This window comes from Alteromonas sp. ALT199, from assembly GCF_018619335.1.
GTDB lineage: Bacteria > Pseudomonadota > Gammaproteobacteria > Enterobacterales > Alteromonadaceae > Alteromonas.
The window spans coordinates 1-18,111 of the sequence record NZ_JAHHDX010000115.1 but is presented as its reverse complement, the minus strand read 5'-3'; the positions used below and the strand labels follow the sequence as shown (position 1 = coordinate 18,111).

General features: G+C 43.5%; 17 protein-coding genes. 15 read left to right on the top strand and 2 right to left on the bottom strand.

All coding sequences use genetic code 11. The features are described 5' to 3' along the window. Window positions 1–16: 16 nt before the first annotated feature. Window positions 17–733 carry a flagellar basal body P-ring formation chaperone FlgA gene (flgA, locus tag KL866_RS12240; RefSeq protein WP_025254323.1) on the bottom strand — a complete coding sequence of 239 codons (717 nt, stop codon included), beginning with the start codon at window positions 731–733 and terminating at the stop codon, window positions 17–19. Between the two features lie 272 nt (window positions 734–1,005). Between flgA and KL866_RS12235 the strand changes: the two genes are divergently transcribed. The 13 genes from KL866_RS12235 (at window position 1,006) to flgL (ending at window position 13,901) form a co-directional block, all read left to right on the top strand. Further along, window positions 1,006–1,935 carry a chemotaxis protein CheV gene (locus tag KL866_RS12235; protein ID WP_025254324.1) on the top strand — a complete coding sequence of 310 codons (930 nt, stop codon included), beginning with the start codon at window positions 1,006–1,008 and terminating at the stop codon, window positions 1,933–1,935. 15 nt (window positions 1,936–1,950) lie between these two features. Beyond that, entirely contained in the window at window positions 1,951–2,781 is an 831-nt protein-coding gene (locus tag KL866_RS12230) for a protein-glutamate O-methyltransferase CheR (protein ID WP_214995250.1), read from the top strand. A gap of 202 nt (window positions 2,782–2,983) precedes the next feature. Beyond that, window positions 2,984–3,418, top strand: a complete 435-nt coding sequence (gene flgB, locus KL866_RS12225) for a flagellar basal body rod protein FlgB (protein WP_025254326.1) — start codon at window positions 2,984–2,986, stop codon at window positions 3,416–3,418. Window positions 3,419–3,420: 2 nt separating this feature from the next. Beyond that, a complete protein-coding gene (flgC, locus tag KL866_RS12220; RefSeq protein ID WP_025254327.1) occupies window positions 3,421–3,843 on the top strand; it encodes a flagellar basal body rod protein FlgC in 423 nt (140 codons plus the stop codon). Between the two features lie 31 nt (window positions 3,844–3,874). Then, window positions 3,875–4,561, top strand: coding sequence for a flagellar hook assembly protein FlgD (gene flgD / locus KL866_RS12215; protein WP_025254328.1), 687 nt, complete (start codon window positions 3,875–3,877; stop codon window positions 4,559–4,561). A 14-nt stretch (window positions 4,562–4,575) separates the two neighbouring features. After that, entirely contained in the window at window positions 4,576–5,961 is a 1,386-nt protein-coding gene (gene flgE / locus KL866_RS12210) for a flagellar hook protein FlgE (RefSeq protein WP_025254329.1), read from the top strand. Window positions 5,962–6,183: 222 nt separating this feature from the next. Next, window positions 6,184–6,927, top strand: coding sequence for a flagellar basal body rod protein FlgF (locus KL866_RS12205; protein WP_025254330.1), 744 nt, complete (start codon window positions 6,184–6,186; stop codon window positions 6,925–6,927). Between the two features lie 46 nt (window positions 6,928–6,973). Continuing rightward, window positions 6,974–7,762: a flagellar basal-body rod protein FlgG gene (gene flgG, locus KL866_RS12200; protein WP_014997599.1), complete on the top strand. Its 789-nt coding sequence runs from the start codon at window positions 6,974–6,976 to the stop codon at window positions 7,760–7,762. 11 nt (window positions 7,763–7,773) lie between these two features. Then, on the top strand, window positions 7,774–8,454 hold the full coding sequence (gene flgH, locus KL866_RS12195; RefSeq protein WP_025254331.1) for a flagellar basal body L-ring protein FlgH: 681 nt from the start codon (window positions 7,774–7,776) through the stop codon (window positions 8,452–8,454). A 21-nt stretch (window positions 8,455–8,475) separates the two neighbouring features. Next, on the top strand, window positions 8,476–9,588 hold the full coding sequence (locus tag KL866_RS12190; protein ID WP_025254332.1) for a flagellar basal body P-ring protein FlgI: 1,113 nt from the start codon (window positions 8,476–8,478) through the stop codon (window positions 9,586–9,588). A gap of 60 nt (window positions 9,589–9,648) precedes the next feature. Continuing rightward, window positions 9,649–10,599 carry a flagellar assembly peptidoglycan hydrolase FlgJ gene (flgJ, locus tag KL866_RS12185; RefSeq protein ID WP_025254333.1) on the top strand — a complete coding sequence of 317 codons (951 nt, stop codon included), beginning with the start codon at window positions 9,649–9,651 and terminating at the stop codon, window positions 10,597–10,599. Window positions 10,600–10,627: 28 nt separating this feature from the next. Next, entirely contained in the window at window positions 10,628–12,670 is a 2,043-nt protein-coding gene (gene flgK, locus KL866_RS12180) for a flagellar hook-associated protein FlgK (RefSeq protein ID WP_214995248.1), read from the top strand. A gap of 7 nt (window positions 12,671–12,677) precedes the next feature. After that, window positions 12,678–13,901 (top strand): flagellar hook-associated protein FlgL, encoded by a 1,224-nt coding sequence (gene flgL, locus KL866_RS12175; RefSeq protein WP_214995246.1) that lies wholly within the window; start codon window positions 12,678–12,680, stop codon window positions 13,899–13,901. Between the two features lie 5 nt (window positions 13,902–13,906). Here the strand turns inward: flgL and KL866_RS12170 are convergent, their stop codons facing one another. Continuing rightward, the gene (locus KL866_RS12170; protein WP_214995244.1) at window positions 13,907–14,884 is read right to left on the bottom strand and encodes a hypothetical protein; all 978 of its coding nucleotides are present in this window, start codon (window positions 14,882–14,884) and stop codon (window positions 13,907–13,909) included. Window positions 14,885–15,123: 239 nt separating this feature from the next. Between KL866_RS12170 and KL866_RS12165 the strand changes: the two genes are divergently transcribed. After that, a complete protein-coding gene (locus tag KL866_RS12165) occupies window positions 15,124–15,975 on the top strand; it encodes a flagellin (RefSeq protein ID WP_025254337.1) in 852 nt (283 codons plus the stop codon). Between the two features lie 782 nt (window positions 15,976–16,757). Next, window positions 16,758–17,603, top strand: a complete 846-nt coding sequence (locus tag KL866_RS12160) for a flagellin (RefSeq protein ID WP_025254338.1) — start codon at window positions 16,758–16,760, stop codon at window positions 17,601–17,603. Window positions 17,604–18,111: the final 508 nt, after the last annotated feature.

Sequence of the window (18,111 nt, the reverse complement as noted above, 5' to 3'; positions counted from 1 at the left end):
TATTTAACGCCCACTTTTATAAGTGTATCACGACTTCTTCAGGGCTTGCGACTCTAGCAACCACGGCCTTTTGGCTACTCGCGTTAACAACTTTAATATTATCACCTACCACGCCATCTTGTTGAGCTATTCCCGCCGTCTTAACTTCCATTCCTGCTACCTCTGCGGTAATCGTTATTCTATCGCCTTTGCACACAAAACATAACATATTTGATTGTATTGCCTGACCATCAGTGATGCGACGTTTCATTCTGGCACCAATCAAAGATTCTAAGTCGGTGAATGCGGTATAGCGTAGTCGCCTTACGTCAACTTTTGCCTTCGTTAAATTAGATGAGGTTAATACTGTCCCAGGACTTATTGCCCCTTGTGTGACCACAATTTCTTTGGTGCGCGTTACTTGTCCGCTGGTAAATAAGTACCATTCGTTATTTTTACAGCTTACTCGAACTGATATGTAGGACTGGCTAAGTGCTTGCTGTGAGGCGTTGTATTGAAAACCCGTAGGGCAATCTGGGATATTTATTCTATCGTCTATCTTCACAATATCGACATCAATGTTAGTATTCTGCGAACTATCAGAAACTTGATTCATCAAGTATTGCTTGGCGCCTTCTTCAACTTGCTCATGGTTTGTCGCCGTTGCATTGCAATGTGCACTAAGCAAACCGAATACTAAGCTAGCGATCGATCGAGTGAATGTGATCCGCATTTTTTGGTTTATCTTTTTCATAATGACTTTTCGTGTTCAGTTTACGAGTTATTGACTATGCTTAAGGAAATCCATGTTTTTAATGTCGGGTTTGCTGACAGAATTTAGCTCAAAGGTCTGGCTGCATTTACTTCAACAATGGCATCAGTAGTAGGCAATGTTGAAACATTTGTGAAGCTAAAATAAATCTTTGGTGTCATTTTTCTGTCGTTTGACCTGCAAAATTTTAGTGATATTGTCTATCTTTATTACAAGAGGCAATGATCATGCCCAGTATTACTTTGAGGTGACCTATGTCGGGTATTTTAGATTCGGTAAACCAGCGAACGCAGCTTGTTGGGCAGAATCGCTTAGAATTGTTGCTGTTTAGACTGAACGGTCGTCAACGGTTCGGTATTAACGTTTTCAAGGTGCGAGAGGTGTTGCAATGTCCTCCACTTACTGCGATGCCAAAACTAAATCCATTGGTTCGTGGCGTTGCACACATTCGTGGCCAAACTATTTCGGTTATTGACCTGAGTATGGCTACACGTGGTCGTAAAATTGAAGATCTCTCTAATGCGTTTATCGTTATTGCTGAATACAACCGATCTGTTCAAGGCTTTTTGGTTGGCGCAGTCGAACGCATTATTAACACTAATTGGGATGCCATCATGCCGCCCCCTCAAGGAACAGGGCGAGCCAGTTATTTGACGGCGGTTACTGAGGTGGAAAACGAACTTATTGAAATATTAGACGTGGAGAAAATCCTTAACGAGATCTCGCCGCTTAATGCTGAAGTGAGTGCTGATGTTGCTGAAGGTCTTACGACAGAAGGGCAAGAAAATAAAATCATTTTCATCGCAGATGACTCGGCAGTAGCGAGAAATCAGGTGAAAAAGGCACTTACATCATTAGGTCTTGAAATTGAGCTTGCTAAAAACGGTCTTGAGGCACTTAATCGTCTTAAAGAGATAGCTGAAGAGTATGGCGATGTAACAAATCGCGTTGGTGTACTAGTGTCTGATATCGAAATGCCGGAAATGGATGGTTATACACTTACTGCAGAAATTAAAAATATCCCTGAACTTCAAAAACTTCACGTTGTTCTGCACACTTCACTAAGTGGAGTATTCAACCAAGCTATGGTTCAAAAAGTTGGTGCAGACGATTTTATTGCGAAGTTTCACCCAGACGAATTAGCGACTGCTGTACAGAAGTGGCTGATGACTGAGTGCGAATAACGGAGCAGAAAAGGATTGGCTAATAAAGACGTTTCGCCTGCGAGTTACCTTAAGTTTAGAGAGTTTCTTGAAAAGCAATGCGGCATAGTATTGGGGGAGAACAAGCAGTATCTCGTTCGTAGTCGTCTAGCTTCGTTGCTTTTTAAGTATAAATACGAATCAGCAGACGAACTGATTGATGTTGTTGTGCGCGGTTTTGATAGGACCTTGCTACAAAGTGTCATCGATGCAATGACAACCAACGAAACGCTATGGTTTCGCGATAACTATCCTTATGATCTTCTATTAAAAGACCTATTACCTAGTTTGTCGGCAAAAAATCAAAAAATCCGTATCTGGAGTGCTGCTTGTTCATCAGGGCAGGAGCCTTATTCAATTGCAATGTCAGTACTTGAATTTCAACGCCAACGTCCGGGAGTCTTAAGGGGGGGCGTTGAAATAGTGGCAACGGATTTGTCGTCAGAAATGCTACAGAAGTGTGAAGCTGGCATCTATGACGAACTGTCTCTTGCTAGGGGGTTATCTCCACAGCGAAGACAAACGTTTTTCCAAGAAAATGCAGATGGTCTTATGCAGGTTAAACCTGAAGTTCGCCGTATGGTAAGTTTTAGAAGTTTAAATCTGCTTACAAGCTATGCCGCTCTTGGTCGCTTCGACATTGTATTTTGCCGCAACGTGCTAATTTATTTTTCGGCAGAAATTAAACAGCGGATCCTGCAACAAATTGCCGGACAGCTGCAGCCTCAGGGTGTGCTATTTCTTGGCGCGTCAGAATCTATCAGTGCTGCAAGCGATATCTATAGCATGGTTAAGTGCCACCCTGGCCTATACTATCAAAAAAAATAATCTAACTTATCGGTCTGATAAATAAAGTATTTTAGAACTCAGGCCGAATTCTTTGCCTTCAATTATTCCGTCAAAATCTCATTGTGGCATCTGCCTTGCTAACTATTTCTACAAACGATAGTAAAACGGCAAAAGTTTAACGCTAACCATTCCGTTTATATTGTCATCACGAAGTGTTTTTAAGTATTTCAGAGGTCATGTTATGGCTATTAACCTAGATAAACTGGTGGGCTTTCACGAGTCAGCGCTTTCGATACGAACTGAGCGTATGGAGGTTATTTCAGGTAATTTAGCCAATGCGAACACTCCTGGTTACAAAGCTAGGGATATTGATTTCAATAAAGCCATGCAGTCTGCGATGCAAGAAGCCTCAGGCGGCACAGGCAACCGTGCTTCATCAGGGATGGTGCGAACCAATGATCGCCACTTAAGCGGCAATTCTACGTCGGTGGCGGCAAATTTTGACATGCAATATCGCGTTCCTACTCAACCCGACACTGGTGATGGTAATACAGTAGAAGTTCAAGCGGAAAGAAACCGATTTTTAGATAATGGTTTGCGCTACCAAGCTAGTCTCGAATTTTTGAATGGAAAAATTAAAGGCATGAAAAAAGCGCTCAGCTCAGGAGGTCAATAGTCATGAGTTTATTTAATGTAATGCAAATCTCGAGTACTGGTATGGAGGCGGAAAATGTACGCCTAAATACCACGGCAAGTAATATCGCCAACGCAAACTCGGTAAGCAGCAGTTATGACGAAACCTACCGAGCTCGCCATCCTGTTTTTGCAACGGCGTTACAAGACGCCATGCGGGATCAGTCCAAGGGGGCTGGTGTTCAAGTTAAAGGTATTGTGGAAAGTGACGCGCCGCTTAATGTGGAGTATTCGCCTAATAATCCAATGGCAGATGAAAATGGATATATCTACAAGCCAAACGTCAATATTGTCGAAGAGATGGCAAACATGATGTCAGCGTCTAAAGCGTATGAAACGAATGTACAGGTAGCGGATACCACCAAGCGAATCTTCCGCCGCGTACTGCAGTTAGGTCAAGGGCAGTAATTTGCCGCTTGAATAATGTGAGGATTAATCAGTGAACACCATAAATAATACCGGCTTAAATACTGAACTGTATTGGCAGGAAGAAACTGTCAAAATAGCCGATGGTACCGAGCAGCAGTTAACCCAGGAAGATTTCTTTTCTATGTTGACTGAACAGCTTGCCAATCAGGATCCTACGGCACCGGTTGATAACGATCAGATGGTGGCGCAGATGACGTCATTTACTATGGCTGACGGCATCTCCCAACTAAACGAAAAATTCGAGTCGTTTGCGGCTTCAATGACTTCGAATCAAGCACTGCAGGCATCAAGTCTCATCGGTCAAAATGTACTAGTTCAAGGTAATGTCGGTTACATGGCGAACGAAGGGGAAGGGATCTCGGGCGTCATTGTTAACGAAAAAACGGTTCAAAATATGACAATTAGCATTGAGAACCAGTTTGGCGAAGTTATTAAAACCATTGATGCAGGTACGCAAAGTGCAGGCAACATTGAGTTTGAGTGGGATGGCAAAGATCAGCATGGTAACCAGATGGCACCAGGTGAATATGTTATCAGCGCTACTGGCGAGCTAAACGGTGAAGGTGTACAGCTGAATACCGCGGTGAATCGTCATGTTGGAAGTGTAAGCTTGGCCGGCAGTGGTCAAGGCGTAATTTTGAATTTGGATGGTGATGTCAGTATCAATCTTGATGACGTCATTCAAATCGGCAGTTAGTAGGAGAATCAATAATGTCTTTTAATATCGCACTGAGTGGCGTTTCTGCCGCACAAAAAGATTTGGATGTAACCGCCAACAACATCGCAAACGTAAATACTGTTGGCTTTAAAGAATCACGTGCTGAATTTGGTGACGTTTATGCAGCATCACTACTTTCAGGTGGTAAAACGAAAGTGGGTGATGGTGTACTAACTCAGGAAGTTGCACAGCAATTTTCTCAAGGTAGCCTTCAGTTTACCAATACATCGCTTGACTTGGCGATTACGGGTAACGGTTTCTTTGCTACCGTACCCGAAATCACTTCTCGTGACTTCTCGTTCACTCGTGCCGGTCAGTTTAAACTCGACAGTGACAACTTTGTTGTTAACAGTAACGGCGATAATCTACTGGGCTTCCCAGTTAACTCTGATGGTACAAGCGCATCGGTTGCGCTAAGTACCACTGAGCCAGTGCGTATTCCTGATTCATCAGGTTCACCTGCGCAAACTTCAGAAGTTGATCTTCGTATGAATTTACCGGCCGGCGATGCTGCGTTAGATCCGCAAGATTTTGACCCAGAAGATCCGTTAACGTACAACGCGGCAACGTCAGTCACTGTATATGATTCACTAGGTGACAGTCACGTAATGACGTATTACTTCATTAAAGATAATACGGTAGGTGTAGATAATGAATGGTATGTTGCTACCGCGATAGACGATACCCTAGTTGATATGACAGATTCAACCGGCGCTGATACCGACCCTACTACAGCAGTAAACTCTGTAGGCGGAAATACAGGTAATGCAGTAACAGCATCTAAACTTATTTTCTCTCAGGGTGGTGATTTCTCTGGTATGGAAACGCCAGATGGGTTAGCTACACTTGATTTTAAAATGCAGACTGAAGCGTTGGGAGCAGGTATTCTTGCAAATGGTTCAGATCCTACGCAGCAGATAAGCATTGATTTCAATCTTGATGTGAATAATGCCACGCCTAACGAACCAACTCAGTTTGCTTCAGCGTTTGAAGTAACCTCACTTGAACAAGATGGTTTGCCAGTAGGTCGCTTAACGGGTATCGATATAGGGCCTGACGGCTTAGTTCGTGCTACCTTCTCTAACGGTACATCTGAGCCGATTGTTCGTGTGGCGCTTGTTCGCTTCTCTAACGAGCAAGGCCTAACGCAAGAGAGCAGCACTCAGTGGAAAGAAAGTATTCTTTCCGGTGAGGCACTAGCGGGTGAAGCTACAACCGGTACGTTTGGTGAAATTAATTCATCGGCCCTTGAGCAAGCGAACGTTAACCTGACAACCGAGCTTATCGATATGATCATAGCTCAGCGTAACTTCCAGGCTAACTCTAGAGCGCTTGAAGTGAATAACTCACTGAACCAGACTATTCTAAACATTCGATAGTTAAGGTTTAGGCCCTTTTGCTTAAAAAAAGCGGCAATCATCAGACGCGTAAATCCCGTCTTATTGTCGCTATTTAAGAGAGCCGCTGCACAGCGGCTTTTTTATTTTCCCATGTATATCAAACTAATACCTATCCTTTTTCCCATTTGAGTTGAAAATCTACAGGTTGGCATCGCCTTTGCAAAATCTTGTTTAAGGTTTAATCAGAGTCAAAAGTCAGTCATGGACAAACTTCTCTATATTTCAGCGAGTGGCGCATCCCAAGACCTCTTAGCAACGGGGATTAGGGCCAACAATTTAGCTAACGCACAATCAACTGGGTTTAGAGCTCAGCTAGAGCAGGCAAGGTCGATGCCGGCCTACGGCGAAGGTTTGCCAACTCGCGTATTCTCTATGACTGAAAGCCCGTCAAATAATTATGAGTCTGGGCCGATGATTAAAACTGACCGCGATTTGGATGTAGCTATCCAAGGTGATGGTTGGTTTGCAGTACAGGACCAAAATGGCCAAGAAGCGTACTCGCGTGATGGTAACTTTAAATTAGGCGACGACGGAATTTTGACAGACATACATGACCGCGTTGTTTTAGGAGATAACGGGCCAATATTTCTACCTGTCCCGCTAGACAATCTTAATATCGCCGCCGATGGCACTTTGTCTATGAGACAACTCGGCGCTCCAGCCAATGTCATCGAGGAAGTCGGCCGCCTTAAGTTAGTTTCTCCAAACTATGCAGACATGGAAAGGGGCACTGACGGCTTGTTTAGAATGGAAGATGGTTCTATTGCGCCTGCAAATGCAAACGTCAAAGTGATGTCTGGAATGCTTGAAGGCTCAAACGTTAATGCTGTTGAAGAAATGGTCGACATGATAAGCCTTCAGCGTCATTACGAACTACAAGTCAAAATGATGAAGCAGGCAGAAGAGCTTGATACTCGCGGTAACCAATTACTGCGCATCTTGTAATAGAATTTTTATCATCGTTGTCCAATAGGCAACGTCGGAGGTTAACATGCATCCAGCACTGTGGATTAGTAAAACCGGATTAGACGCCGCACAAACCGATGTGGCAGTGGTGTCTAACAATCTAGCAAACGCATCGACCGTGGGATTTAAAAAAGACCGTGCAGTGTTTGAAGATTTGCTTTATCAAAACATTAATCAGCCGGGCGGTCGCTCGTCAGCTGACACAGAGCTTCCTTCTGGGCTTATGCTTGGTTCAGGTTCAAAAGTAGTCGCTACGCAAAAGGCACACACGCAAGGTAATTTGCTAACCACTGAAAACGCCTTGGATATGTCGATTCAAGGTCGTGGTTATTTTGAGATTCTGCAGCCCGACGGCACGATTGCTTATTCAAGAAACGGTCAGTTTTCACTTAATGACCAAGGCCAAATTGTTACCTCTGGCGCTGGCTTCTTACTGCAGCCTGAAGTGGCTGTTCCAGAAGATGCACAGCAAATCACTATTTCTCAAGATGGTGAAATAAGCGTGAGCATTCGCGGACAAGCGGAACCCCAGGTATTGGGGCAAATGAATATCTCTGACTTCGTTAATCCAACGGGCCTTCAGCCAATCGGACAAAACCTGTTCGTGGAAACTGCATCTAGCGGAGCGCCAATTCAAGGTGTTCCCGGTCTTCAAGGACTAGGCTACATCTCTCAAGGCACGTTAGAAACGTCTAACGTAAACGTGACCGAAGAGTTAGTGAACCTAATCGAAAGCCAGCGCTTGTACGAAATGAACTCGAAGGTTATTTCGTCAGTTGACCAAATGCTTGGTCAAGTTATTCAGCAACTTTAATAGGTAGCGTCATGCGTATTTTAGGTTTATCTGCTGCATTACTTATACTTGGCGGTTGCGCGAGTACAAACGAACCTCCCGTTCAGGCCAACGACCCGTCGTTTGCGCCAGTAGTGCCAGATTACCCGCGTGAAACCGTGGTAGAAGATGGTTCTTTGTTTCGTTCACACATGGCAAACAGTTTGTATTCAGATGTCACCGCTAGGCGAGTTGGCGATATTATTACTGTTACTCTCAACGAAAGTACTTCTGCGAGTAAATCCGCAGATACCTCTACAGCCAAAGATACCAATGTAAACCTAGATACAATTACGGGGCTTGGCGGCCAAGCGGTAAATATTGGCGGTCAATCTATCCAATTAGGAATTGGCTCGTCACGCGATTTTACCGGTGATGCAGCAGCAAACCAAAGTAACAGCTTAGACGGAGCAATTTCGGTAACCGTTGTAGACGTATTGCCAAACAATAATTTGGTTATTCGCGGTGAGAAGTGGCTAACGTTGAACCATGGTGATGAGTATATCCGTCTAACTGGCATTATACGCCCTGCAGATATTAGCCCTGAGAACGAAATAGTGTCTACGAAAGTAGCCAATGCTCGCATTCAATATTCAGGTACGGGGACATTTGCTCGAGCGCAGGAAAAGGGTTGGTTGACTCAGTTTTTTGATTCAACTTGGTGGCCTCTTTAGGCTTTTGGTAGGAGAGTGAACATGCGTTTATTATCAGTTGTACTAGCCGTATTAACACTGCTTTTATCTTCACAAGCAGCGGCGCAACGTATTAAAGATTTAGCGAGTATTCAGGGCGTTCGTAGTAACCAGTTAGTGGGGTATGGTCTTGTGGTAGGTTTACCCGGTACCGGTGAACAGAGTCCATTTACCGAGCAAAGTTTTAGAACTATGCTGAGTAACTTTGGCATTAGTTTAGATGCCAATACTAAGCCCAAAATCAAGAATGTTGCAGCGGTGGCTGTACATGCTGAATTGCCAGCGTTCGCAAAACCGGGTCAAACTATTGATATCACGGTTTCTTCCGTTGGCGAAGCATCAAGCCTTCAAGGCGGGACCCTTCTTCAAACGTTTCTACGTGGGGTCGATGGCAAAGTTTATGCGGTAGCACAAGGTAGCCTTGTAGTAAGTGGTTTCGGCGCACAAGGCGGTGACGGTTCTCGCATTGTAGTGAATACACCTACGGTTGGCAGAATTCCCAATGGGGCTATGGTTGAACAATCGGTCCCCAGTGGTTTTGCCAATGGCGATACGCTAACGCTTAACCTTCATTATCCTGACTTTTCAACGGCAAAAGCACTTGCAGACACTATTAACGAACGCTTGGGCGCGCAACCTGAAAATGGCTACATTATTGCAAAGCCTATCGACGCGGCATCTGTACGGGTTACAGCGCCGCGGGATGTAGGTCAGCGAGTAGGCTTCTTGGCTACGCTGGAGAACTTTGAATTTACACCAGCAGATGCACCGGCCCGCGTGGTCATAAATAGCCGAACCGGCACAATTGTAATAGGCAGCGACGTTCGCTTATTGCCAGCGGCAATTACCCATGGTGGTTTAACGGTAACTATTTCTGAGAATCAACAGGTATCGCAGCCTAATGCATTTGCAGATGGCCAAACTGCCATAACCACACAGTCAATTGTTGATGTAGACCTAGCGGATAGCCGTATGTTTAAGTTTGAACCAGGTGTGACCCTAGACCAACTTGTACGCGCGGTAAATGAAGTAGGCGCGGCACCGGGTGATTTAATGGCCATTTTAGAAGCGCTACGTCAAGCGGGCGCTTTACGCGGTGAGCTTGTAATTATCTAAAGCGAACAGTCTTTAATAGCATCTGGTAGGAATAAAACGGGTTAGAGCGGAACAAATACGATGGAAGCACTTAGCACAAAAAATCAGCTTGATATGGCTCGCAATGTCCATGATATGGGCAGCATTAACAAAATGCGCGAAGCCATTGCGTCAGGCGATGAGACGGTATTGCAAGAAGCTGCTCAGCAGTTCGAGGCAATATTTGTGCAAATGATGTTGAAATCTATGCGTAAAGCGCAAGATGCTCTTGCCGACGAAAATAGCCCGTTTAATTCGCAACAAGTGAAGTTTTATCGCGACATGCACGACCAACAGCTTGCTACAGATTTAACATCTGGCGGTGGCTTAGGGTTAGCTGATGTGATTGTAAAGCAACTAGGTCAAACCGAAAATAGCTACACACCAGCTAGCGTTATCAGGAGTGACGGTGACATCTCCTCGCTGAATAGAAATCGTGAATATAAGGTCACTGAGGCACAAGATATAGCACTTTCTTCTAACTCAATTAAAACACAATCGGCAAAAAAAGATGTCATGTTTGAAAGTGCGGAACAGTTTGTTGAAAGCTTAATGCCTATTGCTGAGAAGGTTGCAGCAAAATATGGCATGGATCCAAAAGCCATCATTTCCCAAGCTGCAGTAGAAACAGGTTGGGGGAGATTTGTCATTCACAAGTCAGACGGAAGTAGCTCCCATAACCTTTTTGGCATAAAAGCGAATAAAGGGTGGCAAGGTGAGCAAGCTGTGGTGGATACACTGGAATTCAACAATGGACTGCCACAAAAACAAAAGGCCGCGTTTAGGTCCTATTCATCTGTAGAGGATGCAATGGAAGACTATGGACGTTTTATTACCTCACAGCCGCGCTATAGCCATGCTGTGGAAAATGCTTCTGACGCTGTGCGTTACACAAGTGCGCTTCAAGAGGCGGGCTACGCTACTGACCCTGAATACGCCAGTAAAATAATGGCAGTGTATAACAGTGACCGTCTTAGCGCGCTAATGCCATAGTTTAGGGGCCATAGGTGAGGAGAATACAGTGAGTTCTGTTGATTTATATTCATTAGCCACAAGCGGCGTAAATGCCAGCAGCAAGTTACTTCAAACTACAAGTAACAATATTGCTAATGTGAATACGCCTGGCTATGTTCGCGAGCGCACCGAACTCCAAAATAGCCAGGTTTTCGGCGTAGAAATCGGTAACACCGAACGTATCATCAACGTATTTGCACAAAATCAACTACGTCGCGATATCACATCGGTAGGTGAACTCGAAGCCTTCTCTAGCAAAACCACGGCAATTGACAACCTCCTGGCCAGTGAAGCAAACTCAATTTCTCAAGGCCTGAGTGAATACTTTTCTGCCCTACAGACCGCCGCCGATGACCCAACAAATCTTGCATCTCGTGAACAGGTACTTAGCAAATCTGAATCGCTTTATAACCGCATGAGAACCTTGTCTGATTATATGCTGGAAAAAGAAGAAGAGCTCAATTTAGAGGTCACTTCAATGGTAAATAGAGCTAATACGCTAATTGGAAGTATTGGCGATTTGAATCGCAATATCGTTATTGCAAATGGCAATAATACAAGCGATCAGCCAACTGCTTTACTTAACGAGCGAGATCAGGCCATAGACGAACTTGCCTCAATAATGGGGATCACGGTTAAAGAGAGCACTACACAAAATGGTGCCGTTACTATTAACTTGACCTCAGGTGAGTCCCTCGTTCTTGAAAACGGTGCATTTAATCTTTTTGAGTTAAGTTCTAATGCAGACCTAACAACTAAAGAAATCAAGCTAGAAACAAATTTTGGATCACAAACTAAAAACGATACTTCGATACGCGTTATAGAAGATGACTTAGGCGGGTCTTTAGGTGGCTTGTTCAAGTATCGAAATGAAGTTTTAGGCCCAACGATGCGTGATGTGGGTCAGTTATCTGTCGCTTTTGCTGATGCCATGAACACACAAAATAAACTGGGTATGGACTTAGACGGGCAAATAGGCGGTAACATTTTCGACAGTCCTTCTTTTAGAGGGCTAGCCTATGAAGACACCAATGGCGATTATGTAGTTACAGCACAGATAACTGAAGGCAAGGGCGCTGAACTAACTGACGCCGATTATAAGATTGAAGTGACGGCCGTTGCCGCAGGGCTACCCAGCGAAATAGAAATTACATTTTTGAACCCAGACGGCACGCCCAAGAAAGACGGGTCTGGCAATGATATTATTTTTTCAAACTTTGCCGTAACGTCTGGTTTCAACGAACTTCCAGGCGGAATTGAAATAGATTTTTCAGGAAGCGACCCCTATACCGTAGGTAACGAGTTTCTGATTCAGCCAACTAAAGATGTGGCTTCAAATATAAGCCTAGCCACTAATCGTCCTGAAGATTTAGCTTTTGCTAACCCTGTTAGAGCGGGGGCCGATAGCGCTAACTTGGGCAGTGCGAATGTTATTGATGTTACCGTATCAAACACAGAAATAGGAACGTCTGCTTTTGACGGGGCGGGAGGCCTTTTAAATGCAGCACCAGCGCAAATCAGCTTTACGGCTGAAGATACTTATGAAGTGTTAGACTCAAGCGGGACAGTTTTAGCTACTGTGACTGGTACAACAGATTTAACGAACCTTATTAGTCAGGCAGGAATAAGCCCTGATCCAGGATTTGATCTCAGCTTAGACGGTGTACCCAAAGCAGGTGATAGTTTTTCGATTAGTTATAATACAGATGGCTTTAACGATAACAGCAATGCGCTTAATTTAGCCGCTATTCAAAATGAAAATAAAGTTCAAGTCAGTAGCGAGGCAACTAATACTCCAAGAACTTTTCAAGATGCCTATGCGTCTATGGTCGGGCGTATCGGTGAAGATGCATCAATGGCTAGTGTATCGCTGGCTTCTGCCGAAGCGATGAAAGTACAGTCTGAAAATTGGTTTGAGTCAGTGTCGGGCGTAAGCTTAGACGAAGAAGCTGCTAACTTGATAAAGTATCAGCAAAGCTATGCGGCGGCAGCGCGTATCTTATCAACGGCTCAAGAATTATTTAATACCATTTTGCAGTCAGCAAGGTAGGTGATTTATGCGTATATCAACGAATCAAATTTATGATCAAAACATGCGCTCGATTATGCAAAATCAAGGCGATTTGGCAAAGACTCAAGAGCAACTATCAACTGGCAAGCGCATTATCACGCCCAGCGATGACCCTGTGGGTGCCGCGAAAGTACTGCGCTTAACGGAAGAAATTGATGAGCTTACTCAGTTTCAACGCAATAATGATTTGGTAACGGGTTCGCTTGAGCAGCAAGAGGCAGTGCTGACAAACATTACCGATTCTATCAATCGTGCGCGAACACTTATTGTCCAGTCTGGTAATGGTATATTGTCTGATCCAGATAAGCGTGCAATTGGCGCTGAATTAGAACAAATTAAGCTTGAGGTGTTTGATTTAATGAACACACAAGACGCAGACGGTAATTATCTTTATGCAGGTTACCAGTCGGGTAATCAAGCATTTGAATATAACCCTGCTGCAACGGGAAATGCCATAACATTTGCAGGTGACCCGGGTGTGAGCTTTGTTCAGCTATCTAATAGTTCAAAGATTCAATCAACCAGTAACGGATATGAAGTTTTTGAAAACGTGCTGTCGCGATTTAAGTTTTCAGTTGATGGCACTACGGGAGCTACTGTAAATACAGCAGAGGTGAAGCAACAAGGAACATTTGATACCTTTTTTGACAAGAATTACGACCCGGTCAATGCCGCAAATAATGATTATCGCATCAATTTTCTAGCTACAGGTCAAGCTGAATTAGTCAATCAAGGAACAGGCGCGGTTGTTGATTCTGTTGCCTATAGTTCAGGGCAGCCTTTTACTATTAAAGGGATGGAGTTTGATGCTACAGCAGCACCTGGTGATAGCATAGACTTATCATTTGATGCGCCAGAAAAGAAAAGCATGGCGCAATCTATTCATGAAATCCAAACTATTTTAATGGATTCCACAATAGATAATTCAGCGCTTCAGGAGTCGATTGCAGACGCGTTAGTAGGCTTAGATAACGGACTTGAAAAACTTTCCTTAGAGCGGGCTTCCATAGGTAGCCGTTTGAATATTGCTGAGAGCACGTACGAAAGTAACTTAGATATGGAAATTGCAGCGAAGGCGCAACGTTCGTCTATTCAGGATGTTGACTACGCCGAAGCATCAACTGAGTTTGCAAAGCAAGAGACTGCGCTGAGTGCAGCTCTAGCGACATTCCCTCAGGTAAGTAACTTATCGCTATTTAACTATATCTAGAGGCGTTAATTAGTTAATGCATCAACGCCGGTTAGATGTGCCATGTACACTCTCGCTTCGTTGTCGATATGGCAAGAGTAGTAGGAGACATACAGATCGTTGTTTTCTACTACTAGCCCTGGATAACTCGTATCCCCACCACTCGGTAATGTATATAGCTCTTTAAGTTCTTTTGATTGGCTATTGAATAGCAATATCTTGGTGGAAAATTTGCGAGTTACCCAGTCGACATGTCTTCCAGCAACAATAAACATGTTAGCGCTAAGTGCAACAGCCGCTGGTCCACCGATATATATCCCTAAATCATGCCATGTCCATTTAGTGTAAGGTGCTTTAGACGTTCCAAACTGCGCGCTAAATGAATCGGCATCTCGTCTTAAAAACACTGAGGCATTGCCTTCACTATCAAACAGAATGGTGCTTTCGTTGGGATAGCCTTTGCCTTGCTTGCTCAGGTTGAAAACGTCATCTTTATGCAGTTGCATTGTGCGTGTGGGGTCACCTTTGTAAAGCGACAACTTATTAGATGGTCGATTATAAGCAAATCCATAAGCTTCACTACCCAACCAATTATGATTCCAAAGCCACCAACCGCTTTTGCCGTAATTATTACTTCCAGACCAAGAAAGGCCCGTAGTTGAAAAATAGGTCCGCATTTTTGACACCATTTTTCCATTATCTAAATAGGTTTTTGCGTAAGTGCTGAGTATTAGCCGTTTGCCATCAAAAGAAAACTTTGGATCTCTTAGATCTGCATTGTGTTCTTGTATACGAATTCTTGCTAAAACTCGGAAAGTTTTCTTATCGACAGTTAACACCATCACAAGACCATCTGCGCTAATATGATTAGTCGCTTGGCGATAACAACACAGTAACGTCTTTCTACTTTCGTCGAAGGGATTTTCTATAAGATCGGTAAATGCACTGTGCGCGGCAGGCTTAGAAATTCGTTTTAAATCGAACATTTTCATTTTTTTTTGCACTCTAAATCTCCCTTAAAAATCCGCTAGTTATAAGTGAATTTTGTTTAGTGTAGCGGCAATATCTTACCGCTTATCGGCAAAAAACGTAATTTTTTCTAAAGGGAATTTACATCTTGTCGATACAGTTTCTGAGAGAGCCAGTTCATCAATTACCCCTCAGGTCTTGATGACTACTAAAACAAAACGTCGGCAATGCCGACAGCCAGCGCACGCTGGACTGAGAGTGTAGGAGAGACTTTATGTCTATGTTCGTTAATACCAATGTATCCTCATTGAATGCCCAGCGTCAGCTTTTTGATGTTAGTAATTCTTTGAGTACGTCTTTTGAGCGCCTTTCTTCAGGCTTCCGTATCAACAGCGCTGCTGATGATGCTGCAGGTCTACAGATTACCGACCGAATGACTTCACAAGTCCAAGGACTTAACCAAGCTGTACGTAACGCAAACGATGCGATTTCACTGTCGCAAACTGCCGAAGGTGCGCTTTCTGAAACTACGACTGCCTTACAGCGTATTCGTACGTTAGCGGTACAATCACAAAACGGTATTAACAGCTCTGCTGACCGTGTTGCCTTGCAGAAAGAAGTATCTGCATTACGTACTGAAATCTCACGTATCTCTACGACTACCCAGTTTGCAGGCGTAAACATCCTTTCGGGTGATTTCTCTGCGAAATTCCTTGTAGGTGCAAACGCAGGGCAGACGATTTCTGTAAACCTTTCAAGTCAAGCTCTTGGACGAGCCAACGTAGATGGCTTCAGTGCAACCGGTTTAGGGATCACTGGAACAGGGAATGACGTATTAACTAGTGAGAATGCTTCTTCAATGATGGCGTCTATCGACAACGCTATCTCAGCGATCGGTGGTCTTCGAGCTGATTTGGGTGCGCTTCAAAACCGTTTCCAGTCTACCATTCGTAACCTAAGTAACATCTCAGAAAATGTATCTGCCGCACGTTCACAGATTAAAGATACAGATTTCGCTACAGAAACTGCGAACCTAACGCGTAATCAGATTCTCCAGCAGGCAAGTACTACCGTATTGTCTCAGGCGAATCAACGCCCTCAGGCAGCACTTTCTCTTTTAGGTTAATAAATAAAGCGAGAATGGAGTCAGGAGGTAGTGCTCTAGTCCAACGCGATATACTCAAAGCCGACATTTCAATTGTCGGCTTTTTTTTGCCTATTATTTACACCGTGTCCCACTGCTGTTTAGTGGCCTATTTGTTTAACGCCAACTTTAATCTTACTAAATTATCCAAATCCCTTCATAGCTCAAAAAACCTTTAGCAGTATGTATTCAACAATCGATGAAGCTAATTCTATCTCATTGAAATAAGGTTGTTTTTATCTAGAAGCCGATGCGTATCAAAAATTTTATAAAAAAAGCTAAAGGAAATTTCTCTAAGTGACGATAACTATTACAAAGGGGAGGTAAAGTAGTTAGGTTTCTCCCAACCCTTGAAAGTCTTGGTTAACTTAGGTTTTCAAAGGGTTAAATGTTGAGATAATTGCATACTTTTTTTATTTAAGATTATAAAAATTAGTATGTTATCGTCATAAAAATTAATTTAAAAATGTTCTAAAGTAAATTGGTTTGAGTGGCGATAAATAGAAAGGTTTGCTAAGGATGGAGCTGCTGACAGGCGAGAATGAAGCCAGGAGGTAGTGAGAGGTTTGAGGTCTGGAACATCAAACCCACCAGCCAGCAAAGAGAAGTAACTTCTCTATATAGCAAGTTTCATCGGTTAGTGTGCCGATAAAACATCAGATTACTCTGACACCTATACAAAGCACAGGTTATGCCAAAATTTTAAACTACCGCACAGATAATAAAACCAATAGCGCAACACTCGAAACTGTTAGGAGAGACCCATGAGTCTATTTGTAAATACCAATGTGTCATCGTTAAATGCACAGCGTCAATTATTCACTACTGGCAACAACTTAAGCACTGCATTTGAGCGCTTATCGTCTGGCTTCAGAATCAACAGCGCTGCTGATGATGCTGCAGGTCTTCAGATTACTGACCGCATGACTTCACAAGTTCAGGGACTAAACCAAGCTGTACGAAATGCAAATGACGGCATTTCACTAGCCCAAACTGCAGAAGGTGCAATGGCGGAAACGACGACAGCACTCCAACGTATTCGTACGCTAGCGATTCAATCGCAAAACGGTATTAATAGCTCAGCAGATCGTTTAGCACTTCAAAAAGAAGTTTCTGCACTGCGCACTGAAATTTCACGTATTTCTACCACAACTCAGTTTGCTGGCGTTGATATCTTATCTGGCGACTTTTCCGCGAAGTTCTTAGTAGGTGCAAACGCAGGACAAACAATTTCTGTAAACCTATCAAGTTCAGCACTAGCACGCGCCGGAATCAATGGTTTCAGCGCAACTGGCATGGGAATTTTAGACGACAATGTACTTACAGAGCAGGGCGCTTCTCGTTTACTAACTGCAGTCGATACAGCAATATCTGCTGTCGGTGGTTTACGCGCAGACTTAGGTGCATTGCAGAATCGTTTTCAATCTACCATTAGAAACTTAAGCAACATTTCTGAGAACGTTTCAGCGGCAAGATCTCGCATAAGAGATGCTGACTTTGCCACAGAAACGGCAGAGTTAAGCCGTAATCAAATTTTACAACAAGCAAGTACAACAATTCTAGCCCAGGCGAACCAGCGTCCACAGGCAGCATTGTCTTTACTTGGGTAACGCGTTAAGCAAGTTGTTATAGGCGTGAATTTGGGAAGGAGTTGAGAGGCCATCCCCTAAAGCAAGGAAAGCGGCCATTTAGGCCGCCCCTTAGAGAAAGCGCCGACTAACAGAACTGAGAGTGTAGAAGTGTTGGTTGAGAGGCCAGTTTATCCTACTAAACCCTGCCAGCCGACAGAAACTGAATTTGCTCAATCTCCTAACATGAGCAAATTGGCCGAGATATTATTGTCTCGGCCTTTTTTTATTTTTACCGAAACATCTCACCAATTTCAAACTACGGTAGAGCAACGCCGTTGGTTCCATTTTACTAAAGCATTTACAGTGCCAGTTTTTTCACCTTTTCTAATTTAATAGCTTTCTCCTCATTTCCCGAAATATACATTTTAAATCTTAGATAACGCTAGTTGTCATTATTTACAGCATCAATCATCCATATTTTTAAGCCTTCAATAGAAAAATCACTAATTTCCTAAAACGCTCTAGATAATTTTATCTTTGTGAAACA

Bases quoted from the DNA above. Each gene is read 5' to 3' on its own strand.
- flgA (WP_025254323.1), bottom strand. From the start codon at position 733: ATGAAAAAGATAAACCAAAAAATGCGGATCACATTCACTCGATCGATC.
- KL866_RS12165 (WP_025254337.1), top strand. From the start codon at position 15,124: ATGTCTATGTTCGTTAATACCAATGTATCCTCATTGAATGCCCAGCGT.
- KL866_RS12235 (WP_025254324.1), top strand. From the start codon at position 1,006: ATGTCGGGTATTTTAGATTCGGTAAACCAGCGAACGCAGCTTGTTGGG.
- flgL (WP_214995246.1), top strand. From the start codon at position 12,678: ATGCGTATATCAACGAATCAAATTTATGATCAAAACATGCGCTCGATT.
- flgJ (WP_025254333.1), top strand. From the start codon at position 9,649: ATGGAAGCACTTAGCACAAAAAATCAGCTTGATATGGCTCGCAATGTC.
- flgE (WP_025254329.1), top strand. From the start codon at position 4,576: ATGTCTTTTAATATCGCACTGAGTGGCGTTTCTGCCGCACAAAAAGAT.
- flgG (WP_014997599.1), top strand. From the start codon at position 6,974: ATGCATCCAGCACTGTGGATTAGTAAAACCGGATTAGACGCCGCACAA.
- flgC (WP_025254327.1), top strand. From the start codon at position 3,421: ATGAGTTTATTTAATGTAATGCAAATCTCGAGTACTGGTATGGAGGCG.
- KL866_RS12205 (WP_025254330.1), top strand. From the start codon at position 6,184: ATGGACAAACTTCTCTATATTTCAGCGAGTGGCGCATCCCAAGACCTC.
- KL866_RS12190 (WP_025254332.1), top strand. From the start codon at position 8,476: ATGCGTTTATTATCAGTTGTACTAGCCGTATTAACACTGCTTTTATCT.
- KL866_RS12160 (WP_025254338.1), top strand. From the start codon at position 16,758: ATGAGTCTATTTGTAAATACCAATGTGTCATCGTTAAATGCACAGCGT.
- flgB (WP_025254326.1), top strand. From the start codon at position 2,984: ATGGCTATTAACCTAGATAAACTGGTGGGCTTTCACGAGTCAGCGCTT.
- flgH (WP_025254331.1), top strand. From the start codon at position 7,774: ATGCGTATTTTAGGTTTATCTGCTGCATTACTTATACTTGGCGGTTGC.